The 19422-nt window shown below is 37.8% G+C and carries 12 protein-coding genes and 2 tRNA genes; 6 read left to right on the plus strand and 8 right to left on the minus strand.

The features are described 5' to 3' along the window. Positions 1 to 129 precede the first annotated feature (129 nt). The 3 genes from Q763_RS13165 to Q763_RS13175 form a co-directional block, all read right to left on the minus strand. On the minus strand, positions 130 to 642 hold the full coding sequence (locus Q763_RS13165) for a hypothetical protein (RefSeq protein WP_035135076.1): 513 nt from the start codon (positions 640 to 642) through the stop codon (positions 130 to 132). 110 nt (positions 643 to 752) lie between these two features. Then, complete coding sequence (locus Q763_RS13170; protein ID WP_035135078.1) at positions 753 to 1535, minus strand: dioxygenase family protein; 783 nt, start codon at positions 1533 to 1535, stop codon at positions 753 to 755. Positions 1536 to 1632: 97 nt separating this feature from the next. Continuing rightward, a complete protein-coding gene (locus Q763_RS13175; RefSeq protein ID WP_157499436.1) occupies positions 1633 to 2313 on the minus strand; it encodes a pirin family protein in 681 nt (226 codons plus the stop codon). A gap of 268 nt (positions 2314 to 2581) precedes the next feature. Here Q763_RS13175 and Q763_RS13180 point away from each other — a divergent pair, with 268 nt between their 5' ends. Further along, a complete protein-coding gene (locus tag Q763_RS13180; RefSeq protein WP_035135082.1) occupies positions 2582 to 5353 on the plus strand; it encodes a KAP family P-loop NTPase fold protein in 2772 nt (923 codons plus the stop codon). A gap of 124 nt (positions 5354 to 5477) precedes the next feature. On the opposite strand, the gene Q763_RS13185 is transcribed toward Q763_RS13180, so the two are convergent. The 3 genes from Q763_RS13185 to mutS all read right to left on the minus strand — a co-directional run bounded on the left by Q763_RS13185 (position 5478) and on the right by mutS (position 8405). Beyond that, positions 5478 to 5563 (minus strand) — tRNA-Leu (locus Q763_RS13185). A 16-nt stretch (positions 5564 to 5579) separates the two neighbouring features. After that, a tRNA-Gly gene (locus Q763_RS13190) sits at positions 5580 to 5652 on the minus strand. Positions 5653 to 5798: 146 nt separating this feature from the next. Continuing rightward, entirely contained in the window at positions 5799 to 8405 is a 2607-nt protein-coding gene (gene mutS, locus Q763_RS13195; protein ID WP_035135085.1) for a DNA mismatch repair protein MutS, read from the minus strand. A 139-nt stretch (positions 8406 to 8544) separates the two neighbouring features. Between mutS and Q763_RS13200 the strand changes: the two genes are divergently transcribed. Both Q763_RS13200 and Q763_RS13205 read left to right on the plus strand, forming a co-directional pair. After that, a complete protein-coding gene (locus Q763_RS13200) occupies positions 8545 to 9075 on the plus strand; it encodes an RNA methyltransferase (protein ID WP_035135087.1) in 531 nt (176 codons plus the stop codon). 34 nt (positions 9076 to 9109) lie between these two features. Further along, a complete protein-coding gene (locus tag Q763_RS13205) occupies positions 9110 to 11191 on the plus strand; it encodes an Ig-like domain-containing protein (protein WP_052123442.1) in 2082 nt (693 codons plus the stop codon). Here the strand turns inward: Q763_RS13205 and folK are convergent. Next, the gene (folK, locus tag Q763_RS13210; protein ID WP_035135131.1) at positions 11180 to 12319 is read right to left on the minus strand and encodes a 2-amino-4-hydroxy-6-hydroxymethyldihydropteridine diphosphokinase; all 1140 of its coding nucleotides are present in this window, start codon (positions 12317 to 12319) and stop codon (positions 11180 to 11182) included. The two genes, Q763_RS13205 and folK, sit on opposite strands and share 12 nt — an antisense overlap. Positions 12320 to 12484: 165 nt before the next feature. Here folK and sppA point away from each other — a divergent pair, with 165 nt between their 5' ends. Next, on the plus strand, positions 12485 to 14263 hold the full coding sequence (gene sppA, locus Q763_RS13215) for a signal peptide peptidase SppA (protein WP_035135089.1): 1779 nt from the start codon (positions 12485 to 12487) through the stop codon (positions 14261 to 14263). A 50-nt stretch (positions 14264 to 14313) separates the two neighbouring features. After that, complete coding sequence (locus Q763_RS13220) at positions 14314 to 16986, plus strand: AsmA-like C-terminal region-containing protein (protein WP_035135091.1); 2673 nt, start codon at positions 14314 to 14316, stop codon at positions 16984 to 16986. 51 nt (positions 16987 to 17037) lie between these two features. Here the strand turns inward: Q763_RS13220 and Q763_RS13225 are convergent, their stop codons facing one another. Further along, positions 17038 to 17835, minus strand: coding sequence for a DUF2797 domain-containing protein (locus tag Q763_RS13225; protein WP_035135093.1), 798 nt, complete (start codon positions 17833 to 17835; stop codon positions 17038 to 17040). Between the two features lie 41 nt (positions 17836 to 17876). Between Q763_RS13225 and Q763_RS13230 the strand changes: the two genes are divergently transcribed. Beyond that, positions 17877 to 19406, plus strand: coding sequence for a GH3 auxin-responsive promoter family protein (locus tag Q763_RS13230; RefSeq protein WP_035135095.1), 1530 nt, complete (start codon positions 17877 to 17879; stop codon positions 19404 to 19406). The last annotated feature ends 16 nt before the right edge of the window (positions 19407 to 19422 follow it).

Genomic DNA, 19422 nt, shown 5'->3' on the forward strand with positions numbered 1-19422 from the left:
CTGATTCAATATTTTATAAAGAAGATTTTTACCACGACACTGCAAATAACAGCATCTAAAATTAACTAAGCGTCTGCTAAATATTTATAAATCATTACTATTAAGTTAAGCAGGTAAATATTTTATTCACTACAACTCACCCTCCCCTTCATAATAACATATGGAAAGCTGCGGTTGTAAAGGGGACATAAGGGTTTCATACCCTGTAGTATCATCGGTATTAAGGGAAACCAGGTAAGCATTATTAATCACTCCTAAAAAAGTAAAAAGGGGTGAATAGAAAGTAATCCCCACCTTATGCTTAGAAACATCGGTTATATCGGTATTGATTATATCAAATTTATACCCCGTAAAAGGGAAAAATGTACTTCCCAACACATCGGTATACCTGTAAAAGCTTTTATTGAACTGAGCAATATAACTATCGGCTGCTATACCGGTAAGGAAATGCAACTGATCTGCCCCCGGGTTAACCGCCAGCAGTTCTCTAAACGTATTTACAGGTTCTTCCTTACTGTTAAACCTTTGTTGCTGCATAAGGTATTCCTTATACGTATCTTCAAAAATGTATTTTTCCCAATTAGCTACCGAAGACTGACCTATAATCACCCTTAACGCCAAACGTATTTTTGCTTTTGCCATAATTCAGTACTTTTTAAATAAGAAAAAGAGAGAAACGTAATTTCTCTCTTTTTCTAATTAACCAACAAAAAACCTAATCAACCTTATGAAGACTGTTTATTTTTATATTATTAAGCCGAAACCTTAATGGTTTGTGTAATAGTGAAACCTTCACTTAAGCTTCCGGTAATTGCACCAACCTCTACACCATCAGTATCGTCTGAAAAAACATTATCGTTTGCATTATATGTATAACCGCTCATACCCTTTGTATAACCATTCTCGGTAGAAGCGTTAACCTGTACCACAGCACTGTCATTACTTTCAGGGAATGCTATTTGTGTTACCAGCAGTGAATTGCCCGATTCATTATAAACGTGTACATGGATGTGGGTAGCTCTACTGGTATACCATCCCGGAAATATCGAGGTAAATGCCACCTGACCATCGGCATTTGTAGTTTGCCTTCCTCTTAAAAAGTGTACAGATGTATAATCTGTTTGCTGCATACCTGTACCTCCGTACTCCGAGTAGTTTCCATCTTTATCACAATGCCAAATATCCACAATAGCACCTTCAAGCACATTACAGTCGTCGTTTACATTCTGGATTATAATATCAATATTAAAAGGCACCCCTGTCCTGTCTGAAGTGATATCACTTCTCACCAGGCTTGAAGGTGTTTTGGTAGGGAACGGCCCTTCTGTTTCGCTGGGGGCAACAACACAGTTAGCCGTACCTCCACCACCTGTACCTGATCCCGAACCACTATCGGTTCCGCCTCCTGTATCTGTACTACCGGACGTATCTCCGGTTACCGAATCGTCATCATTACTACAGGAGTTAAGAACTCTAAATCCTGTAAGGGCAAGCCCCGCAAGCCCCATGTTCTTAAAAAACTGCTTTCTTTCCATTATAAATAGTATTTAAGTTAGTCAATGAGCTTTATATTCTTAACGGGCTAATTTTCCCTTTATTTAAAAATTGAGGTTAACCACTACTTTTTTGCGGTTAACTCGTTTTATACACTTCAATAAGGAGTATTACGGCACTTTCAGACAGGGCTTCAAAATCTATCTCATCACAATCCCACACACTAAGGGCATCGCGCTCTTCCAGCAGCCTGCCACTTAACTCAAATGCTCCGCTAATTACAAATATCAGCAGGCCATTATCAGGACTTTGCAACTTGTACAGCTCTTCCCTTCGCCCGTCATACATTCCTATATACCCTTTTAATCCGGTTAATCCCTGAACAAATGCATGCAATTTATTGCGCACATCAAGGTCGACAATACTAAGCTCAACTCTTTCAATAAAGCGTTTTTGGGAAAAAGATGCCTCAAGGTATATAACCGGATCTTTATCATAAGGGTTATTAATTTTTAATAATGTTTCAGGAAATGAAATACTCACAATCTCACCCGGCATTATAGCTTTTACAATACCATTGTTACACTGATATTCAAGCGCCCCGACAAGGGGGATAATAATATGCGCTTCGTTGCCGGATAAATGTTTAACAAACTGCCCGGGATGTAATACTACCTCCCTAAATGCAATAAGAGAATTAAAGGGTTCCTTACCACCCTCTCCTCCTGTATTAAACAACGAAGCGGTATTACTACCTGAATCCTTATGCACTTCCCTTTGACGGGACCTGAATATTTGTGACGGGAATTGCCTCATCATAACCTTTCTTACTTCTTTTACTCAAATTTATTTTTTGATTTTAACACCTAAAAATTTATGAGGTAAACAGGAGGTATTAACGGGTAAAGTAGAAGCTAATTTCAATTAAAAACAATTATTTAAATAGACATTTACACTTAATACATATCTCTGCTTAATCAATTCTTCTTTATATTTGATAAATAAAAATGAATTCAATACCTCTTAATGAAGAAATTACCTTCAAATAAAGTTATCCTTTTTGACTAAGACACCTAACTAAAATATCATGCAAAATAATGCAGTTAAAAAAACATCAGTTTTAATTAGAATAGGAACTCCCATTTATGGGTTAATTAAGAAAAACCTGTCTATTATTTTCACTTGGTTTATTATTATAATTGTAGCACGTTTATTAAAAAGTAAAATCTCTAACGCTTTAGCTAATCTTACAATCTTAACAGATAAAGAGATAAATAGTAATGGATTTAGTTTTTGGTTTAATACCGGATGCATATTAATCGTATTACATTATGCTTGGTTAATTTTTAAAAATTATCGCCTTTCAAATAAAAGTAATTTTTTTATTTTCTTCATAGTAGCTATTTATAATTTCTTACGCAATGATAATTCTGACTCTCTCAGATTTTCAACATATTGCAGAAGTATCTATTATACAGATGCTCTTTATTTATTATTGATAATGACAGTTATATTGATAATAAGAAACATATATGGAAAAAACTGGATAGTTTATGATCGCTTTATGCACTGGATTAACAATTTAAAAACTAAGCCCGAAGAGAGAAAAAAATCATATTTAGTTGAAGATTTACCACATGATAAAACATTAGAGCATGACTATGAGAAATTAATTGATGAAATTATTACGGCAGTAGATAACCTCCACCCCAAATCATCATTTATAATTGGTATCAATTCAATTTGGGGAGTTGGGAAAACTAGCTTTTTACAAAGACTTGAGTATAAATTAAAAGAAAATAAAATTACGTCAGTTACACCTATAACGATTTGGTTTAATGTATGGCAACATCAAGATGAAAAACTTATCGTAAATAACTTTTTTAATCAACTTAAGAAAGAATTATCACAGTTTTCAGGTAATTCAAAAAACTCGATTGACAATTATTTAAAAGAGATGCTTGCTCTAATTGACAATAAATTAATTAGTTCATTAAAATCATTAACTGACAATATTTTTTCTGATGCAGATACAATCAAAGATTTTTACAACGAAGTAAATAATATTATTGAAAGTATAGATAGAAAAATAATAGTATTTGTAGATGATATAGACCGGCTTAATAAAAATGAAATTTTAGAAACGCTACGAATCCTACGTAACATTGCAGGGTTTAAAAATATGATTTTTATATGTGGACTTGACAGAGAATATGTAGTACAACAGTCGCAGATTGATAATTACTTCTTAGATAAAATATTCAATTTAGAAATTAATCTTAATACACCTAAACCAAAAAACTACACTATTCATTTATGCCAATTAATCAATGATTGTGAGGGCTTAAGTGATGACGAAAAAAAACTATTAACCAACTCAATCAATCAACTTTTCTATGAAAAAAAACAGGATATAGTTGAATCGGAATTGTTTCATGATTCTACTAACACGGAAACTTCAACCATTTCTGCCAATAGCATAGAACAAATTCCTTTATCTCCGGCTTTATTTTTTGAGTCAAGAAGAGATGTGAAAAAATTTTTCAATGAATTATATATAAATATCAAGATATTAAAAAAGTTAGCCGATATTGACCTTGATAGTTATGTTTTATTAAAGCTATTGCTATTCAAATATAAATGGATGCATAAAAATTTTTCTTCTAAAAGACTACCTCTATTATTTGGAGAATCAATTGTATTAAAATTTGGATACATTAATTTAGATAAGCTAGAAACACCTATGCTCAGTAACCATGATAAAATCATCATTTTTTCAATACTAAAACAACTATTCCCAAGTAATGAAACAAATGAAAAAACACGAGCAATAAATCAAACACGATACTTTCCTATTTACTTAAATAATAATATTTATGATGAAGCCTTTTCATTTACTGAATTAATTACAGCCATAGAAGACAACAATCTAAGCCAATTGATTAAAGATAAAATTTCACACAGTGATGATGAATATCATCTGAGGCAAGATATAAAAAAGTACATACTCAATACAAAAAACATAAATTCAGCTCAAGAATTCATACAAGTATTAGACCTCATTAAAGAGAATTTATTAGGATTTGTGGATGAAGTTGAAATACTTAATATTATTTATCTTGGAGAGACAGCCTACACCTCATCATATTTAAATCTTCTTGAATCCAAAATTTTCACAAACCTTACCGATAACTTTGCATTGTTCATGAGAACACTAAATTTTCATTACTCACAAACCCCTAATGATGAATCATTTAAGACCGGAGATTTCGAAATTCGTTCTAATAGAGAAAAAATAAATGAATTTAAAATACTTACAAAATCTAAATTAAATGAAATTTTAATAAAAATTTTAGCACTTGAAATTGACCAATATAATGGAGATATTACAAAACTCTTAAAGACTTCTATGTTTTTCTATGAATATAATTTCAACCTCTTTGGTTTTAGCCTTTACTACAATAACTATAAAAAAATCTTAATTAATCATTTTACCACCCATTTTAGCACAATCTTTTTACATAAAAATGCTCGAGACACAATAACATATCTCGATCATGTATTCATTGCTAATATTTTTGATAAGAACGAACAAAGAGAAAAAATTATTCATCAAGTGAATAGACTTATAGAAACAAGAAACCAATGGTCTTCTTCAGATTTAAACTTAAAAGAATATATAAATTGTGGCTTAGATAATTTTATAGAATGGATAAAAAGCATAAAGAAAAACATTAAAGAAGAAAATCTTCAGCAATATTCTACTTTCTTAGATTGGATGTTAACTTATCAAAATAAAAAATATTCTTTTACCCCAAATGAATCTGAAGTCCGTCAATATAAATCTAACAATCCTTAACAAAAGCGTACACTCTCAGAAACATTTTTTTTTAGATTTACTACAAGTACAATAAAAGTAGATTTAGGATTACATATCAATTTTTTAAAACAAAAAAGCCTGAACTTTCGTTCAGGCTTTATAGTACTCAAGGCGGGACTTGAACCCGCACGGGCATTACTACCCACTGGATTTTAAGTCCAGCGTGTCTACCAATTCCACCACTCGAGCATTTTGGTAGTATTTGAGCGAAAAACGGGGTTCGAACCCGCGACCTCAACCTTGGCAAGGTTGCGCTCTACCAACTGAGCTATTTTCGCATTATTACAATCGCTGTTTGCTTCTGTATTGCGGTGCAAATGTAGCACATTTATTCAATTCTGCAAGCGTTTTTTTAAAAAAAATTAATCAAAAAATATAACCTGTTGATAACGTTAATTTTAAAATTAAAACTTTTTTAAAGGTTTTATTTTACCAGCATTCGCTTAATCTCATTCAGCTTCATTAGCGCCTCTACAGGGGTTAGCGTGTTTATGTCGAGGTTGACAATTTCCTCTTTTATTTCCTCCAGTAACGGATCATCAAGATTAAAGAAACTCAATTGTAGTTCGTCGTCATTAGCCGCTTTCCCACTGGACAGTGCTTCACCCGAATGATCTTTCTCCAGTTTTTTAAGCAGCTTTTGTGCCTTTTGGATAACCGTTTGTGGCATACCCGCCATTTTAGCCACATGAATACCAAAACTATGGGCACTACCTCCTTTTACCAGTTTACGGATGAAAAGCACATTATCCTTAAGTTCTTTTACCGACACGTTATAGTTTTGAATACGCTCAAAAATATCCTGCATTTCATTGAGCTCATGGTAATGGGTAGCGAAAAGAGTTTTAGGCTGCGCCGGATGCTCGTGCAAAAACTCGGCTATAGCCCATGCTATAGAGATACCATCGTAAGTACTGGTACCACGACCAATCTCATCCAACAGGATAAGGCTTCGGTCTGATATATTGTTAAGGATAGAGGCTGTTTCATTCATTTCTACCATGAAAGTAGATTCTCCCATAGAGATATTGTCTGATGCTCCTACACGGGTAAATATTTTATCTACCACACCCATCCTAACACTTTCGGCAGGGACAAAACTCCCCATTTGAGCCAGTAGCACAATAAGTGCTGTTTGCCTTAGTATGGCCGACTTACCCGACATATTGGGACCCGTAATCATTATAATCTGCTGTGAAGTTCTGTCCAGGTAAACATCATTAGTAATGTAAGGTACATCCACCGGAAGTTGTTTTTCAATAACCGGGTGACGACCTTCCTTAATTTCAAGATCATGACTATCATCTATATCAGGACAAACATATTTGTTTTCCATTGCGAGTTGCGAGAACGACGACAGGCAGTCCAGCTGTGCTACCAGTCCGGCGTTTAACTGTACCGGCTTAATGTAAGAGGCTATCCATACCACCAGCTGTTCAAACAATTGTGTTTCCAGTTGGTGTATTTTTTCCTCAGCTCCTAATATTTTAGCTTCATATTCTTTAAGTTCTTCGGTAATATAACGTTCGGCATTTACAAGTGTTTGTTTCCTTATCCACTCTGCCGGAACTTTATCCTTATGTGTATTACGTACTTCTATATAGTAACCAAATACGTTATTAAAGGCTATTTTAAGAGAGGTAATCCCCGTGCGTTCTGACTCACGTTTTTCAATACCCTCCAGATATTCCTTTCCTGAATAGGCAATACTGCGAAGCTCATCCAGTTCAGGATGCACTCCTGTTGCGATGGCATTACCTTTATTTATGGATACCGGAGCCTCCGGGTGTACCGTAGTTTTTATTTTCTCCCTTAACAGGTCACAACTGTGCAGACTGTCACCTATCGCTTTAAGAGCTTCGTTATCACTTTTAAGCGCAAGCTCCTTTATAGGCACAATAGCATCAAGGGAATCTTTAAGGTAAATTACCTCTCTTGGCGACACCTTGCCTGCTGCTATTTTAGAGATAAGCCTTTCAAGGTCGGATATTTGTTTTATCTGTTGTTGTATCTCTCCTAGCACACCGCTGTTTTTAGTAAGATAAGTTACTACCTCATGCCTTGCTCTTATTTTATTAGCATCCTTAAGCGGAAGTGCCAACCAGCGTTTTAACAGCCTTCCTCCCATTGGTGAGAGCGTCCTGTCTATAACATCCAGAAGCGTAACCGCATTAGGGTTGGTACTGTTATAAAGTTCAAGGTTACGTATAGTAAAACGATCCATCCAAACATAGGCATCTTCTGCAATACGCTGAATAGAGGTTATATGCTGTACTTTTTTATGCTGTGTTTCAGAAAGATAATACAATACCGCACCCGATGCAATTATACCTTCCTGCAGCTCCTCTATACCAAAACCCTTAAGTGAATTGGTCTGAAAATGACTGGTAAGACTTTCAAAAGCATAGTCTTCCTTATACACCCAGTCCTCCAGGAAGAAGGTATGATAATCTTCTCCAAAGGCCTGCCTGAAATTACTTTTCTCCTGTTTGGAAACCAGTACCTCACTCGGGCTGAAGTTTTGCAGCAGTTTATCTATATACTCCTCGTTACCCTGAGCGGTGAGAAACTCTCCGGTAGATACATCAAGGAATGAAACCCCCAGTGTTTTTTTACCAAAGTAAACTGATGCCAAAAAGTTATTGGACTTGGCACTCAGTACCTCATCGTTCATGGAGACCCCTGGTGTAACCAGTTCGGTCACTCCCCTCTTAACGATGGTCTTGGTCATTTTCGGATCTTCTAACTGATCGCAAATCGCCACACGAAGCCCCGCTTTAACCAGTTTAGGTAAATAGGTGTTTAACGAGTGGTGCGGAAAACCGGCCAAAGCGGTTTCGGTTTCACTGCCATTTCCTCTTTTGGTAAGTACAATACCTAAAATACCTGCCGTCCTTATGGCATCTTCTCCAAAAGTTTCATAAAAATCGCCCACACGAAACAACAGGCAGGCATCAGGATATTTTACCTTGATGCTGTTATACTGCTTCATTAACGGGGTCTCTTTCGCTTTTTTCTCTTTTGTTGCCAAGGGGAGTATTTTTTTCTGATTGAATTAAAAGGCGAATTTAATCAAATTCCAAAAAACTTAGGGTACACTGTTAGCAAATGGTGGATAATTAAATCACATAAATATGATTACTTTTGCAAACGGAAATTAAAACGGAACGATGAGAAAACTGGCAAACAGCGAACTGAATAGAAAAAGTGTTGAAGATTTTAAAAAAGCGGACAAAACTCCTGTAATCATTATTCTTGATGATATAAGGAGCCTTCACAATATTGGGTCTGTTTTTCGTACTGCCGATGCCTTTCTTATCGAAAAAATTTACCTGTGTGGTATTACCGCTACCCCTCCGCATAAAGAAATCCATAAAACAGCTCTAGGTGCTACCGATACCGTAGCCTGGGAGTACCAGAAAAATGTAACCGATGTTATTACTTCCCTGAAAGAAGACGGCGCAGAAGTATGGGCTATTGAGCAAGTGGACAACGCTATTTTCCTGAATGATTTTACCCCCGAAGCAGACAAAAGATATGCTCTTGTTTTTGGTAACGAAGTGAAAGGGGTTTCGCAGGAAGCCATAAAACTTTGCGACGGCACTATCGAAATTCCGCAATTAGGAACTAAACATTCCCTCAACATTTCGGTAAGTACAGGTATTGTTGTATGGGATATCTTCCAAAAACTACAACATTAACACCCAGAAAACGTTTTTTTGCTACTTTTACGGGATGAAGTCCCATAAATCCGCATTTTTAGTTCTTTTAGTATCCTGTTTTTTTAGCCTTACCGCAAAAGCTCAGGACAATCCTCCTGTACTTACAGCCACCGGCGACCAGATATATTGCCCCGGCACTCCGGTAAACATCGTTAGCACCTTTAACATTACTGATGCCGACGATACCGAAACCAATGCCGTTTACATACAAATAGCATCAGGCTACGTAAACGGACAGGATGTACTTTCGCTAAACACAACCATACCTAATATTACCAGCAGCTGGAATTCCTCATCGGGTAAACTTACCATTGAGGGCGTAGGCGGGCAAAGTGTACCCTACAGCAGCCTTATCACTGCCGTACAAAATGTGGTTTACAATAACACATCGGCCAATCCCAATGGTACAAGAACATTTTCTATAACCATAGGCCAGGCAAATTACCTTCCTTCTACCGATCATTACTATCAGTTTGTACCATCCATAGGCATTAGCTGGACAGCCGCCAGGGATGCAGCCGAAAATACTACCTATTACGGATTGCAGGGCTACCTTGCAACCATACTATCGGCAGAGGAAGCCCAACTGGTGGGTGAACAGGCTACGGGAACAGGATGGATAGGCGGAAGTGATGCGCAAATCGAAGGTGTCTGGAAATGGGTAACAGGCCCCGAGGCCGGAACTACCTTTTGGAACGGAGGTGTAAACGGCTCTACACCAAATTATGCTTTCTGGAACACAGGAGAACCTAACAATCAAGGGGAAGAAGATTATGCCCATATTACCGCACCGGGTGTAGGGATACAGGGATCATGGAACGATTTACCCGTAAACGGAAGCACGGGAGATTATGAACCTAAAGGTTATATAGTGGAATATGGTGGTATGCCGGGTGACCCTGTATTACAAATATCAGCAAGTACTACACTTACCATACCTACCATTACAAGTACTACCGATGCTGCTAATTGCGGAGAGGGCAGTGTAACATTACAGGCAGAAGCCGAAAACGGAACTGTATACTGGTACAGCACTGCAATAGGCGGAACACCTATTGCTACAGGCAACAGTTTCACTACACCGTCATTAAGTACAGAAACGGTTTATTATGCCTCTGCTTTTGATGAAACCTGTACCTCAGCAACGAGAACAGCCGTTACAGCAGCCGTTACAGCAATACCGACACTAACAATTACCAACCCTACCCCTATTTGTGGTGAGGGCACTACATTACTGGAGGCAACACCTTCGGCAGGGACAGTACAATGGTACACCACCCCAACAGGAGGTTCGCCTTTTGCAACAGGTAGCAGCGTTACCAGTCCTGAAATAAACACTGAGACTACTTTTTATGCCGAAGCAGTAAATAACGGATGTGCCTCTGAAAACAGGGAAGCTGTTGTTGTCACGGTAAATGAATTACCTGATACCGGAGAAAACAAAGAAGTGGTGTTTTGCGAAAACAGTCAGGCTACACTTGATGCTACAGCAAATAATGTAACCTACCTGTGGTCTACTGGGGAAACGACAGCTACAATAACTGTAACCGAACCCGGCACCTACACTGTTGAATACACCAATACAGCAGGCTGTACGGCAACAAAAACATTTACTGTAACCGCACTACAGGCACCAAATATTGAAAGAGTTGTTGTAAATACTACCAATGCTACAGTAGTAATGGCTAATAATGACCCTGAGAATTATGAATATTCCCTTGACGGAGTACATTACCAGTCAACCAACATATTCACCAATCTAAATGCGGGTCCGCATGTGGCATATGCCCGTTCTATAAACGGCTGTGGTATTGATATTCAAAACTTTTATGTACTACTTATCCCTAAATACATCACACCAAATAACGATTCGGTTAATGATGTATTTACTATAGCAGGTATGGCAAATTACCCTTATGCCAGTATTACGATATTTGACCGTTACGGAAAAACAATCACGAGATTAAACAGTCGTAACCGTAGTTGGGACGGCACCTATAACGGACACAATCTACCGGCAAGTGATTACTGGTATGTTATACAGCTATCTCCTTCTGAACCCGAGATTAAAGGACATTTTGCGTTAATCCGCTAAGGTGTGTTGCTTAATAGTATTGAGCACTGTTAGATAATCCTGCTGATTGTTCACAAAATCGAGTCCGTCAACATCAATTACGAGTATATTAAGGTCTTTTTGCAACCTTATATACTCCATATAGCCGCTATTCAGTTTATTGAGATAGTCCGGTTGAATATCCTGCTCATAAGATCTTCCTCGCTGTTTTATCTGTTGCAGCAGGGCATCGGTTTTCCTGTAAAGGTAAATGTACAGGTCGGGCTTTGGGGTTTCCTTATTTATAATATCAAAAAGCTTTTGATATAACCTGTATTCGTCCTCCGTCAGGGTAACTTTAGCAAATATCAGTGACTTGAAAATATGATAGTCAGACACTACAAAATCACTAAACAAATCCAGTTGGGACATATCGTCTGAAAGCTGTTGGTGCCTGTCGGCGAGGAAAGACATTTCAAGAGAAAAGGCATAACGTGCCGGTTCCTTATAAAATTTAGGTAAAAACGGATTATCAGCAAAACGCTCCAGTACAATTTTTGCATTAAAATCTTCGGCAATCCTTCCCGCAAGCGAGGTTTTACCTGCTCCTATATTACCTTCAACAGCCATATAATTCACTCCGCTAAATGCAATATCACTAATAGGATTATTTAGTTGTAAAACCAACTTACAGTTACTGTCATCAGGTGATTGTGCTATAAGGGCATCAATATCTTTTTTAAGTACCGGATGCTCCCAGCCCGGACCTACATCTTTTAACGGGTAGAGTACAAAATTCCTGTCCTGCATACGCGGATGCGGGACTATCAGGTCTGTTTCCGAAATTATCTGATTATTAAAAGCTATAATATCTATATCAATAGAACGGGCACTGTAACCTTCCTCTTCGGTTCTTATCCTACCCGCTTCAATTTCAGCCTTCAGTATTTCATCTAATAATACTTTAGCCGATTTGTGGGTATGTACCATAATGGCACAGTTGTAAAAATCATCGCTCTCAAACCCCCACGACGGAGTTTCATACAGCCCCGACACCCTTACCACCGTAGCGATATGGTTATGAATATGATTAATACATGCCTCTATATGCTGCTGCCTGTCGCCCTGGTTACTCCCTAAAGATAATATGGCCTCGTTTTGAAATTTCATAGGCTGCAAAGTAACTAAAACAATTTTAAAGGCAGTTACATTTAAAACCTGTGTTAACAAATTTGCATCACCTCTTTTAAATATTTTTTTAAATTCTACCTTTAACAACTGTAACACTTTTAGTACATATGCTACTTATATACTACACAATAAAAAAATAGTACCATGCAATTTTTAAAAAACATTTTATCAACCGTAATAGGCATATTTATATTTTGCCTTCTTTCTTTCTTCCTATTGATATTAATAGGAATTGCCGCCGCAGCAAGCGGAGGTAACGAAGATGTTGTAACTGTAAAAGACAACTCTGTTATAGAACTTAATATTGAAGATGTACATAATGACTATGCCGGAAAATTTTATAACGACAAACTTTCTTTCTTAAACGATACACCACACGACGGACTTATAAACATCCTTAACGCTATCGAGTCGGCTAAAACCGACGACAAAATTAAGGGTATCACTATCACGAACAGCGCAGTTGGTCTTGGTATTGCCCAAAACAAAGCCCTAAGAGACAAACTCGAAGATTTTAAATCATCGGGTAAATTTATCGTTGCCTATTCAGATAATTTCAGCCAGTCTGACTACTACCTGAACTCGGTTGCCGATACTATTTACATGAACCCTGTAGCCGACCTTGACTTTAAAGGTCTTTCTTCTGAAATAATGTTCTACAAAGACTTTCAGGAAAAAACAGGTATCAAGATGGAGGTAATCCGTCACGGTAAATACAAAAGTGCTGTAGAGCCATTCCTTAGCAACAGTATGAGTGATGCTAACAGAGAGCAAATATCAGAATTGCTGGGATCAGTATGGGAATCGGTTGTGAATGATATTTCCAAAAGCCGTAACATACCGGTAGACAGCCTTAACAGCATTGCCAACAACCTTGCTGCCCGTACTGCCGAAATGGCTAAAAACACTAAACTTATTGATAAAGTAGGTTATGAAGATCAATACCGTGACGGTATTAGACATGCACTTAAAGTTGCTAAAAATGAAAAATACAACTCGGTAGATATTGTTGACTATGCTGAGGCCAACTCAATAAGCGACCTACTTAATAGCGCTGAAGATGAAATTGCAGTTGTATATGCACAGGGAGAAATAAGAAGTGGCGAAGGTTCACTTGATATAATTGGCGAAGGCGCTATGAGAAAAGCCCTTAAAGAAGCCCGCGAGAACGATAATGTAAAAGCTGTTGTACTTAGAGTTAACTCTCCGGGAGGTAGCGCACTGACATCAGAGTTGATATGGAGAGAAGTAGAACTTACAAAACAGGTAAAACCGGTTGTGGTTTCTATGAGTAACTATGCGGCATCGGGAGGGTACTACATTTCATGTGGTGCTAACAGGATTTTTGCCGAGCCGGGTACTATTACAGGTTCTATAGGTGTATTTGGTATGCTTCCTAACGTAAGTCAGTTAGCTAACAATATGGGAATACATACTGAAAAAGTAAGTACTCACGACAATGCTTCAGGTTACAGTCTGTTCACTCCGCTTGAAGATGATACAAGAGCCATTATTACCGAAGGTGTGGAAAACATTTACAACACTTTTGTAAACCGTGTGGCTACCGGAAGAAACATGACCTTTGAGCAGGTAGACTCTATTGCACAGGGACGCGTATGGTCGGGCAAGGATGCCCTTAACAATGGACTTGTAGACGAAATAGGCGGACTTGATGCTGCTATTGCTTATGCAGCTCAACTGGGAAAAACCGAAAGCTACAAAACCGTAAACTACCCTGAATACGAAATGACATTTGACAAATTCCTTGCAGGTAAAAGCGGACTTCCTTTTGCACAGTCGAAAGAAGATCTTATCAAAGAAGAAATTGGTGAGGAAAACTATATTATGCTGCAACGCATAAGAAGAATTAACCAACTTAGAGGTAATCAGGTAATTCTTCCTTATGAAATAACAATCAGATAATTTACGTTATAAATCTTTATTTGTATTTTTAGAGCTTCTAACTAAATATTATGATCAAGAAAATTTTAAAATGGGCAGGTATTATCCTGCTCATCCTCATTATTGCACTGGTATCTGTGCCATTCCTTTTTAAAGACAAAATAAAGTCTATGGTCACCAAGGCCATTAACGAACAGGTAGACGCTACCGTAGCGTTTGAAGACGTTAGCCTGAGCCTGTTTAAAAACTTCCCGATGGCAAACGTATCGGTAGACAAGCTGAGCATTATTAATAAGGCTCCGTTTGAAGGCGACACGTTGGTATACATGGGTAATATAGACCTTACCATGTCTGTTAAGGAATTATTTAAAGGCGAAGGCGAACCTATGAACCTGGAATCGCTTTCTACCAAAGACGGTATCATTAACATCCTTATCAACAAAGACGGTGTAGGTAACTTTGATATTGCCTTAAAGTCAGACGAGAAAGATACTCCGGGTGATGATAGCGAAAGTAAACCTTTTGCCCTTAACATGCAGAATTACAAAATTGAAAATCTTCGATTTAAATATTTTGACGAAGGTTCTAAAATCAAAATGGTTATAGACAGCCTGAACCATGAAGGCAAAGGTAACTTTGCTGCTTCTAAACTGGACCTTGACACTAAAACATCGGCTAAACTTTCCCTTGATATGGACAACACCAATTACATGAGGGATGTTGTACTTAAGCTGGATGCAGTATTAGGCATTGATTTAGAAAACAGCATTTATACATTTAAAGAGAATAAAGCATTTATAAATCAGCTTCCGTTAGAGTTTGACGGTAGCGTGGCGCTTAAAGGCGAAAGGCAACAAATAGACCTTACCTTTAAAACCCCTACCTCATCATTTAAAAACTTCCTTGGACTTGTACCGGAAGCTTATTCGGGTAACCTGAGTTCGGTTCAAACCGAAGGCGACTTTACTATTGACGGTAAGGTAAAAGGACTTAACGGCGAAAACAGCATCCCTACATTTAATGTAGCTATTGCTTCAAACAACGCTTCATTTAAATACCCTGACCTTCCGAAGTCTGTTGAGAATATTGTTATAGATACCAAAATCATAAACGAAACAGGTGTACTTAACGATACTTATGTAAACCTTGACAAACTGTCCTTCAGGATAGATCAGGATGTATTCAACGCTAAAGCAACTGTTAGAAACATAGTTGACAACGCACTTGTAAATGCCGACCTGAACGGAACCATTAACCTGGCTAATGTTGGTAAGGCTTACCCAGTGCAGTTAGACACTCCGTTATCGGGAATACTAAAAGCTAACCTTTCTACTAAGTTCGACATGCAGTCGGTAGAGAAAAGTGAGTACGAAAAAATGCAGAACAACGGAAGCATGAGCCTTTCGGGCTTTACCTACTCGGGCGAAGGATTACCTAACCCAATTAACATAAGCCAGGCAAGTATACAGTTTAACCCGAGCAGAATCACACTAAGCGAGTTTAAGGCTAAAACAGGAAAATCGGATATTGTAGTATCGGGTACGCTTGATAACTTCTACGGATTTATATTTAAGGATCAAACCCTTAAAGGTAACTTCGACATGAATTCCAACCAGTTAATGGTTGCCGATTTTATGGCTCCGGAAAGTGCAACTCCTGCTGCTAAAACAGAAGGCGAAGCAAAAACTGAGACATCATCATCTGAAGCAGTTAAAATACCTGCTTTCCTTGACTGTACCATTACTGCAAAAGCAAACACTGTGGTTTATGACAACCTGAACCTGAAAAACGTATCGGGCAAAATGGTTATTAAAGATGAGGCTGTTGCACTACAAAATATCAGCACTGATATATTTGGTGGTAAAATAGGCTTTAACGGTAATGTTTCTACCAAAGCCGCTAAGCCAACATTCAAAATGGATTTATCGCTTAACGCTGTAGATATTACCCAGTCGTTTACACAACTGGACATGCTTAAATCTATCGCACCTATAGCGAATGTTATTAGTGGTAAAATAAACTCTACCATAAACCTATCAGGTAATCTGGACAGTAAGGAAATGACTCCTGACCTTAACAGCCTTAACGGAGATTTACTGGGACAATTACTTAACACCAGTGTAAACAAAGAAAACTCTAAAATGCTTACGGCTCTTGACAGTAACCTGAGTTTTATTGATATAGATAAGCTTAACATCAATAACCTGAAAACGTATCTTAGTTTTGAAAATGGTAAGGTTAACATCAAACCTTTCAACATTAAGTATCAGGATATTGATGTACAAATAGGCGGACAGCATGGTTTTGACCAGTCTATAAACTACAATATTGCCTTTAATGTCCCTGCAAAATATTTAGGCAGCGACGTTAATAAACTGATAAGCTCACTAAACGGTACCGATGCCAGTAAAATTAGCATCCCGGTTAATGCAGTGGTAAGCGGTAGCTTTAATAACCCTAAAGTTAGCACTGATCTTAGCAAAGCTGTAGGCAACCTTACTAACCAGCTTATAGACCAGCAAAAAGACAAACTGAAACAACAGGGAGAAGATAAGGTTAAAGATGCCCTTAATAACCTGTTAGGCGGTAATAAAAAAGAAGAGGAAAAAACAGATACATCTGCAACCTCTAAAGAAAACACTACCAATACCCAAACGCAGCAAACTGCCGAGGATAAAGCTAAAGATGCCGGAAAAGAATTAATAAACGGACTCTTTAAAAAGAAAGACAAAAAAGAAGAATAAATAAAAAAGTCCCGCCAATGGCGGGACTTTTTTATTATAATGATACTGTTATTATTGTACAGTAATAATTACTTCAAAACCTTCGTTAGACCTTACGTTAAACACAGTACCATCTTCAAATATAAGATACTGCCCTTTTATCCCCATAAGCTTACCACCATAAGCAGGAGTTTTGGTTAGGTTAAGGCTGCTTATTTTGGCAGGGTATTGTAATACCGGATATTCCAGTGTATACAAATGTTCCGGGGTGGTATCAAAATACTCCTTCACCTCATCCGGCAGTAATTCTTTTATTTTATTTCTCTTGCTAACCAAATCAATTGGCGGCACATGGTTAACCAACATTTTTTTCCAGTTTATCTTGTCGGAAAAATGATCTTTTAAAGCTACCTCGGTTATACCGGCCAAATACCTGTTAGGCACTTCAATAATAGGAATAGCCTGCGATGCCCCCTGATCTATCCAACGCGTAGGAACCTGCGATTTACGGGTAACCCCTACCTTCATATCGCTCGATGATGCCAGGTATACAATATGCGGCTGTAATTGCGCTTTTTTCTCAAATTCTAAATCTCTGTCGGCTATACCCAAATGAGCCGTACTAAGCTCCGGACGCATAATCCAGTCACCTGCCTGCGGAATTTTGTAAAAACAGTCATAACAAAAGCCCATTCTGTAAATCTTTTTGTTCTTACCACAGTTAAGACACTTAAATCCCTGAAAATTAATCTCAAGGTCTCTGCCCAATAACTGGTTCATATTCAAAAAGCTGTTTTCAAACACCAGATAATACTGTATCGGGCTGCCCGCTTCTGTCTGCATTTTTGTTAGTACACCTTCGTATTGCATGGAAATTTTAGTATTTTTATGGCATAAAGATACTATAAAATATGGCTTTGGCGATTATCAATTCGGTTGCTTCCTGGATTTTGAAAAAAAGAATCCATCAGATAGAATTGTTTCTAAAATATCCTAACGAAGTACAGGAAGAATTGCTTCATAACCTTATCCGATGGGCCGAAAACACCTCTTTCGGTAAGAAATATGATTTTTCATCCATAAGGAATTACAGCACTTTTGCCGAAAGGATACCTATTTCCACCTACGAGGATTTAGAACCGCTTATTGAGCAAACCCGTCGCGGAGAGCAAAATGTAATTTGGCCTACACAAATAAAATGGTTTGCCAAATCGAGCGGAACCACAAACGCCAAAAGTAAATTTATACCAGTTAGCCCCGAAGCGCTTGAGGACTGCCATTACAAGGCTGCTAAAGACCTATTGTGTCTTTACTTAAACAATAATGAAGATGCACAGCTATTTACCGGAAAAAGCCTGAGACTGGGCGGCAGTAAACAGTTATATGAGGACAACAACACCTTTTTTGGCGACCTTTCGGCTATACTTATAGAAAACATGCCTATGTGGGCTGAATTTAGCAGCACACCAAGCAATAAGGTTTCCCTTATGAGCGAGTGGGAAAGCAAACTATCGGCCATTGTAAAGGAAACCACAAACGAAAATGTAACCAGTTTTGCCGGAGTACCTTCGTGGATGCTTGTTTTAATGAACAGAATACTGGAAGAAACAGGAAAAGGAAACCTACATGAAATATGGCCTAATGTGGAAGTGTACTTCCACGGCGGAGTAAGTTTTGAACCTTATCGCGACCAGTACAAAAAGATACTGCCAAAAAGCGATTTTAAATACTACGAGATCTATAACGCCTCTGAAGGCTTTTTTGCCATACAGGACAGCAACGATAGTGACGAACTGTTATTAATGCTTGATTATGGTATTTTCTATGAGTTTATCCCTATGGACAGCTTTGGAAAACCAAACCAAAAAGCTGTACGACTTGCCGATGTGGAACTGAATAAAAATTACGCCGTACTTATTACTACCAATTCGGGATTATGGCGATACCTTATTGGCGATACCGTACGCTTTACTTCGCTTAACCCATATCGCATAAAAATAACCGGAAGAACCAAACATCATATTAATGTTTTTGGTGAAGAGCTGATGGTAGAAAATACCGACAGGGCGATAGCCAAAGCCTGTAACATTACCGGTGCCGATGTAGTAGATTATACTGTTGCCCCTATTTTTATGGACGGAAAGGAAAAAGGCGCACACGAATGGATTATTGAATTTGGTAAACAGCCTGAAGACGTAGAAGCCTTTAGAAAACATCTTGACGAGGCATTACAGTCCCTTAACTCTGATTATGAAGCCAAGCGCTATAATAATATGACACTTAACCCCCTTGTTCTTAATGTGGCAAGACCTAAGTTGTTTTACGACTGGCTTAAAGCACAGGATAAACTGGGCGGGCAACATAAAATACCACGACTTTCTAATGAGCGTGATTACCTTGAAAAACTAAAGTCTATGCAAATAGCCGATGTAAACGCATAAATACAACTGTTAAATA

The organism is Flavobacterium beibuense F44-8 (genome assembly GCF_000769915.1).
In the GTDB taxonomy this organism is placed as follows: domain Bacteria; phylum Bacteroidota; class Bacteroidia; order Flavobacteriales; family Flavobacteriaceae; genus Flavobacterium; species Flavobacterium beibuense.

Bases quoted from the DNA above. Each gene is read 5' to 3' on its own strand.
- Q763_RS13180 (WP_035135082.1), top strand. From the start codon at position 2,582: ATGCAAAATAATGCAGTTAAAAAAACATCAGTTTTAATTAGAATAGGA.
- Q763_RS13225 (WP_035135093.1), bottom strand. From the start codon at position 17,835: ATGCAATACGAAGGTGTACTAACAAAAATGCAGACAGAAGCGGGCAGC.
- Q763_RS13170 (WP_035135078.1), bottom strand. From the start codon at position 1,535: ATGGAAAGAAAGCAGTTTTTTAAGAACATGGGGCTTGCGGGGCTTGCC.
- Q763_RS13165 (WP_035135076.1), bottom strand. From the start codon at position 642: ATGGCAAAAGCAAAAATACGTTTGGCGTTAAGGGTGATTATAGGTCAG.
- folK (WP_035135131.1), bottom strand. From the start codon at position 12,319: ATGAAATTTCAAAACGAGGCCATATTATCTTTAGGGAGTAACCAGGGC.
- Q763_RS13205 (WP_052123442.1), top strand. From the start codon at position 9,110: ATGAAGTCCCATAAATCCGCATTTTTAGTTCTTTTAGTATCCTGTTTT.
- Q763_RS13175 (WP_157499436.1), bottom strand. From the start codon at position 2,313: ATGATGAGGCAATTCCCGTCACAAATATTCAGGTCCCGTCAAAGGGAA.
- Q763_RS13220 (WP_035135091.1), top strand. From the start codon at position 14,314: ATGATCAAGAAAATTTTAAAATGGGCAGGTATTATCCTGCTCATCCTC.
- Q763_RS13200 (WP_035135087.1), top strand. From the start codon at position 8,545: ATGAGAAAACTGGCAAACAGCGAACTGAATAGAAAAAGTGTTGAAGAT.
- sppA (WP_035135089.1), top strand. From the start codon at position 12,485: ATGCAATTTTTAAAAAACATTTTATCAACCGTAATAGGCATATTTATA.
- Q763_RS13230 (WP_035135095.1), top strand. From the start codon at position 17,877: ATGGCTTTGGCGATTATCAATTCGGTTGCTTCCTGGATTTTGAAAAAA.